The organism is Chamaesiphon sp., from assembly GCF_041738855.1.
GTDB lineage: Bacteria > Cyanobacteriota > Cyanobacteriia > Cyanobacteriales > Chamaesiphonaceae > Chamaesiphon.
In genome coordinates, this window is the sequence record NZ_JBGSPA010000023.1 from 1 (window position 1) to 5,042 (window position 5,042).

Sequence of the window (5,042 nt, forward strand, 5' to 3'; positions counted from 1 at the left end):
TTACGAATGTTTTCACCTACTACGACAATTATGGTCGATCGAGTAATTTCACTTGCAATCAAGTTAATCGATCCTCAACATCTCAGAAATTGGTTTGCTAATTGCTGTTACTGTACCTCATAACATCCGGAAGTGCTGTAACTAAATCTATCGATCGTGGGCAAGCTAGAAAAGTTAATAGAACTATTCCTTCGCCAGCCGCCAGAAGTAAGGTTTGCCGATGTCCTTTATCTCCACCGATCCAGACGGCGGTTATGTTGCGGAAATTAAAGATTTACCTGGCTGTCTGGCTCAAGGAGAAACGATCGAAGAAACACTTAAAAATCTCAATGAAGCGAGAGAGTTATGGTTGGAAACAGTATTGGAACTAGGTAGATTTATTCCATTACCTAGTGATTAGACATTACCATTACCTAAATCTCGTAGAGGTCTGCGTACTTGCGGCGAATGTAATCCATTAGGGGCTGGGTACTCATGGGTTTTCCAGTCACTCGATCGAGCATTTGAGCAGCAGTAAATTTGCGTCCGTGGCGATAGATGTTCGCTTGTAACCAGTCGGATCAGTGCCGAGATTTTGGGTGATTTGATGAAGAGCGATCGCCCCATAACCCCAACAAGATTCAATCTCAGGATCAAAAGGTAGCCAAAACGTATTCACCTGAGTTGGTGGCATGATTGTAGGCTAGGTCGTAAACGATTCCATCTTGTGCTGCTAAAACTTCAGTTAAAGTGGGCGATTGCGACTGCTTATTAAAGCTGAGTAGACTATAAAGTACCTGCCCCATCTGAACAGATTCCCCAAGGGAAACCTTGGGATAAATCATGCCACCATAGGGCGAATAGTATTTTTTGATCTGACGGGTGCTAGTCAAGTAAATCTGCTGTTTGGAGACGGGTTGAGATAAGACAATGCCTTGCACAATCTCTTTTTTGATGAGGTAGTTTTGGATCCCTAACACCCCTTTATGAACGGAATCGGGTTTCATCTGCATACCTGAGCCTAGTTCAAGTGTCCATGCTTCTACGTTAAAGTGCAGGTTTCGTCCAAGGGTGGCAAAGCACTGTTCTAGCGCCAGCCAAGGTTTAATGAAGGCTTCATCAAAGGCATCTCCATCATAGGGATCTAGTAAAATTGCGTAGTCTAGCCTAAATAGTTTTGCGCTTTCGTCACGACCCGAAAAATAGTACAGGTAGTCTAAACCTTGGTTAGAGGTGCTATGCAGATCGATGAGGTAGTCAGCATCTAAGCAAAGTGACTGAAGATGAAAGCGATAATGCTCTGAAAGCGGAGCACTGGCGGGCGATCTCAGTTTATCCCCCAGCGTTGCAAACTGGAGTTGGATTCGTTCGAGATAACTGCGGCGCACGAATTCAGCGTCAAGATGGAGGTGAGATTGGACAAAACCGAGCAGGTCTATATTTTCTTTTGCATAGTCCCAGAAAATGCGATTCCAGTCTTTGCCGTCGTAAGGATTAAAGCGACCTGTGGAAAAATAGTGCGATCGCTGATTGGTCGCGAGGGGATTGCACATTGGCACGAGCCAGATTTCGCCGTGAAGCTGATGAGGTTCTAAGTGCATGAGCCATTCTAAAAGCTGATGAATGACGGCATTTCCAGCAATTTCTGCGCCGTGTAAATTGGACTGAAGGTAGACTTTAGGGCCAGACTTTGCGCCCTGAAACCGATAGAGCTGGAGGGAGAGTAGATCGCCGGAGGCAAGCTGAAGGATCGGAATTGAGTCGATTTTTGGTTGCATTTATTTGCCTCGCTCGACTAATCTTTGCAGGGCACTGTCGAGATCCCAGTGTCCTAACCGATCGCTTTATAATAAGCTTATTCTCGCATGTCTGGGAGTTTCAAGCATGTCTCTCACTGAGTTAATTTCCTCGATCGACCACCTAAGCCAACCAGAAAAGTTATCACTTTTCAAGCACCTAGCTGCACAAATTCCCGATGCTGAACTACAAGCCATTTTTTCTGCATCAGAGTATCCAATTTGGTCGCCTTATGAGGCAACGGAAGCTGCAAGTATTCTGATGCAAATGATTCAGGATGACAGAGAGACAGCTACTCATGCCTAGTACAGTCGAATTTCCCTTTTCTGATGATGAAGAATTACCCAGGATTCCAATTGCCCTAAGTTATGCAGACTTGTCTATCCCCGCTCATGCACTGCTAGATACGGGTCTACAGTCAATCTACTGCGGTATGATATTGGGCTGCAATTGGGTGTAGTTTGGGAGGAACAAACCGTCCGCTTACCATTGGCTGGAAATCTTGCCAAGGTGGAAGCACGGGGTTTATTTCTGCATGTTCAAATTGGGAATTTGGAGCGAGTTCGCCTAGCATTTGCCTGGGTGCAAGTCTCTCAGGTACCTTTAATCCTTGGGCAAACGAACTTCTTTCGAGAATTTGATGTCTGTTTTCAGCGATCGCGACGCACGATCGAAATTATTCGCTTCTAAATATATTCCATGAAGTAACGCTCTGGTGTTGTTTGTACAACGACAAAGCCTAGTCTCTCGTATAGGATTCTGGCTGGGCTGGATGATAAAACCCTAAGACGGACTGGTTTGAAGCTCTGACGAGCTTCCTTAATGAGATCGAGTATTATCGATGTCCCGATGCATTGGTTTTGAAATTCTTTGAGAATATAAAGATCTTCGATTTGAATATGGGTATCGTGTCTTTCTACTGCGATCGCACCAACCCGCAATCGATTGACAAAAATACCCTGAAAAGCGTTGGCATTTAAACCATCGAGCAGTTGAGAACGAACTATTTCGTCGCACCACTCACCCCAAGCAGCAATGACATAGCATTCCATTGTGGCTCTACAAAGAGCGTACAAAAACTCAAAATCAGAAGGTGTCATCAGTTCTAGCTTATAAGCTTGAGGTAATGGCTCTATCATTGACGATCGCTGCAATTGTAATAATAGCATGGATGGATTTCAGTCTAACGTTCCCGTTCACCCGCCGCTAGTAAACTCTCGGACTCAACGAAGAAACTCAATACGGTCGGTGTGCAACGGGCTTGTTAGACCGTATTTACTTTGCTGAGTTCGACACGACCGCCCTCAAATACTTGCACCGTTAGCTGATAGCCCTCCATCAGCGACATCCCGACAAGTGGTTCTGAATCAGCCTCATCAACCGGAATTGTTAGAAGAACTCCATCCCAGACTACCACTGCTTCGTAAACATTGAAAATGCATTCGCTGCCATCTCCGAGAATAGCACGTCCTCGCCTTTTCCATCTCAGGTTTAATTGGGCAATTAAGCTTGGAGGCAGTGAAAGCCATCCATTAAAACCTGTATCCACGATCGCATCTTGTGCATAAATTTTGCCGTCGGAGCCACAAACTGAAAGTGGAATAATTGGATCGAATTCCTCATTAACAATTCCGGTAATCATACGGCTCTTTTTGTACGTCCGCCGAACCGCCGAACGTGGCGAGAACCAATCCGAACCATCCAGATTTGAGCGTCAGGGTGACTAGCTTCGAGGCGATCGCAAGCAGCAATTTCACTGGCATCGACTTCAAATGCTCCAGTTTCAAGATCGATCGCCACAATCTTACCGTGATTGCCTTCTTCGACCTGCGATCGAATCTCTGATTCATAGAGTGCATCACCGCGCTGGGAAAATTCCTCCTTACTATATCGGGGTTGTCGAACTGCCATAGGATTACGCTCGCCGCGACTTGAATACTGCCATTTTAGCTTGCTAAAGCGATACTGTCCAAGTAAGCTAAGGCCATCACAAACAGACTGTATTGTCACAACCTTCGTAGAGACTCACGCTTGACCTAATCGCTCCTGTTTTCAAATCATGCAAGATGAAATCACCTCGGGTCTGGATTTCCGTGCCAAGCACTTCTCCAGCGAAGTGTTGGGCGGCTGGCTACTAGATGGTTTTATCTTTCTATCAGAGATTATTTTAAAGTGAGCATAGAAACATATCTTATTTCAAGCACAGAATCAAAGTTTTCAGAATCACCCCCCAGGATTTCTAAACAAGTCAACCGATCCACTACATTAAATAAGCTGCATTCCTCAAGCTCGAATCCTTGTTCAGAAACAAACTGTTTAATCTCTGCTCTGTCATTAAAACTGTTGTCTACTAAAGATCTACCTGTTGTGTTGATGATAGACTGATGCAACCGTTGTGATGGTGTGCTGTGTTCCTCGATTTGCAATTGGCTTTGCTTCGTTGCAAGATCGGGCGTAATCCAAGCTCCTCCATAGTGCTTGAGCATCTCTCGAATATTCGCAAAAAGCTGCCTCTTCTCTGACATCGTGAGATACTGTAACAATCCTTCGCAGAGAAGAGTGATTGGCTCACTTTCTCGAAGATAATCTGTACCTAGGGGTAACTGGCTTGGCTGACTTGCTGCATTAATCGCATGAAAGTGTAGATTAAAAGGCTCTCCAATTATTTGAGCGACTAACAGTTGTTTGAGGTGAATCATGGCAGGCAAATCACTCTCAACAAAAGTCATGTCTGGATTTTGCGATATCACCATCCCACGCGGAAGTAAACCTGATGCTAACTCAACTATTTGCTTACTTTCGGACTGAGCGATTGCCCAGTCAACGGCTTTGTAGCGGGCTTCAAACAAAGCCGCTAGCAGAACAATATCTTCTTGATGGTCAATCGCAAATTGCTCAAGCACTGTTGGAATATCGATCGATTGAGCCAGTTCGGTCGTAAATGGAATATCACTGAACTGCCGCGCATAAGCCACAAGCATTGCGGTTGGACTAATTGCGTCAAATTGATTAGGAGGTGCAGTCATCATCTAAATTTTGCTTCGTTGATAGCTATTGTTATTGTTTCACAGATTAGTTTAAGGCTGCTGTCCTCAAAGATAACGTAAAGCAGTCCAACGACTAAGATACAGCACTTCTGCTAGTTATGAGGTACACTAAAGGGTAGTAAAAATATATTTGATAATGAAACCAGCTTCAATCGATCTTCGAGAAAAAATAGTTGCGGCACATTTAGAACGTCATCACTCAATTAGAACAGTTGCTAG

At 44.6% G+C, this 5,042-nt stretch carries 6 protein-coding genes and 3 pseudogenes; 3 read left to right on the forward strand and 6 right to left on the reverse strand.

The window, feature by feature from the left end; all coding sequences use genetic code 11:
- Window positions 1-220 precede the first annotated feature (220 nt).
- A pseudogene (locus tag ACEW9I_RS03060) lies at window positions 221-394 on the forward strand (type II toxin-antitoxin system HicB family antitoxin); the annotation flags it as partial.
- A gap of 19 nt (window positions 395-413) precedes the next feature.
- Here the strand turns inward: ACEW9I_RS03060 and ACEW9I_RS03065 are convergent.
- Window positions 414-545: pseudogene (locus ACEW9I_RS03065) on the reverse strand (hypothetical protein); the annotation flags it as partial.
- Window positions 546-632: 87 nt separating this feature from the next.
- Entirely contained in the window at window positions 633-1,757 is a 1,125-nt protein-coding gene (locus tag ACEW9I_RS03070; RefSeq protein ID WP_373538905.1) for a succinylglutamate desuccinylase/aspartoacylase family protein, read from the reverse strand.
- A 106-nt stretch (window positions 1,758-1,863) separates the two neighbouring features.
- On the opposite strand from ACEW9I_RS03070, the gene ACEW9I_RS03075 reads away from it, so the two are divergent.
- Together ACEW9I_RS03075 and ACEW9I_RS03080 are read left to right on the forward strand one after the other, a co-directional pair.
- On the forward strand, window positions 1,864-2,082 hold the full coding sequence (locus ACEW9I_RS03075) for a hypothetical protein (protein WP_373538906.1): 219 nt from the start codon (window positions 1,864-1,866) through the stop codon (window positions 2,080-2,082).
- A pseudogene (locus tag ACEW9I_RS03080) lies at window positions 2,075-2,466 on the forward strand (hypothetical protein). The gene ACEW9I_RS03075 and the pseudogene ACEW9I_RS03080 overlap by 8 nt, the downstream one beginning before the upstream one ends.
- On the opposite strand, the gene ACEW9I_RS03085 reads toward ACEW9I_RS03080, so the two are convergent.
- The 4 genes from ACEW9I_RS03085 to ACEW9I_RS03100 all read right to left on the reverse strand — a co-directional run bounded on the left by ACEW9I_RS03085 (window position 2,463) and on the right by ACEW9I_RS03100 (window position 4,805).
- Window positions 2,463-2,945, reverse strand: coding sequence for a GNAT family N-acetyltransferase (locus tag ACEW9I_RS03085; RefSeq protein WP_373538907.1), 483 nt, complete (start codon window positions 2,943-2,945; stop codon window positions 2,463-2,465). The pseudogene ACEW9I_RS03080 and the gene ACEW9I_RS03085 sit on opposite strands and share 4 nt — an antisense overlap.
- Before the next feature lie 95 nt (window positions 2,946-3,040).
- Entirely contained in the window at window positions 3,041-3,418 is a 378-nt protein-coding gene (locus tag ACEW9I_RS03090) for a clan AA aspartic protease (protein WP_373538908.1), read from the reverse strand.
- On the reverse strand, window positions 3,415-3,687 hold the full coding sequence (locus tag ACEW9I_RS03095; RefSeq protein WP_373538909.1) for a hypothetical protein: 273 nt from the start codon (window positions 3,685-3,687) through the stop codon (window positions 3,415-3,417). The genes ACEW9I_RS03090 and ACEW9I_RS03095 overlap by 4 nt, the downstream gene beginning before the upstream one ends.
- A gap of 251 nt (window positions 3,688-3,938) precedes the next feature.
- Window positions 3,939-4,805 carry a class I SAM-dependent methyltransferase gene (locus ACEW9I_RS03100; RefSeq protein ID WP_373538910.1) on the reverse strand — a complete coding sequence of 289 codons (867 nt, stop codon included), beginning with the start codon at window positions 4,803-4,805 and terminating at the stop codon, window positions 3,939-3,941.
- Window positions 4,806-5,042: the final 237 nt, after the last annotated feature.

Coding starts and splice junctions, on each gene's coding strand:
- ACEW9I_RS03070 (WP_373538905.1), bottom strand. CDS start 1,757: ATGCAACCAAAAATCGACTCAATTCCGATCCTTCAGCTTGCCTCCGGC.
- ACEW9I_RS03075 (WP_373538906.1), top strand. CDS start 1,864: ATGTCTCTCACTGAGTTAATTTCCTCGATCGACCACCTAAGCCAACCA.
- ACEW9I_RS03085 (WP_373538907.1), bottom strand. CDS start 2,945: ATGCTATTATTACAATTGCAGCGATCGTCAATGATAGAGCCATTACCT.
- ACEW9I_RS03090 (WP_373538908.1), bottom strand. CDS start 3,418: ATGATTACCGGAATTGTTAATGAGGAATTCGATCCAATTATTCCACTT.
- ACEW9I_RS03095 (WP_373538909.1), bottom strand. CDS start 3,687: ATGGCAGTTCGACAACCCCGATATAGTAAGGAGGAATTTTCCCAGCGC.
- ACEW9I_RS03100 (WP_373538910.1), bottom strand. CDS start 4,805: ATGATGACTGCACCTCCTAATCAATTTGACGCAATTAGTCCAACCGCA.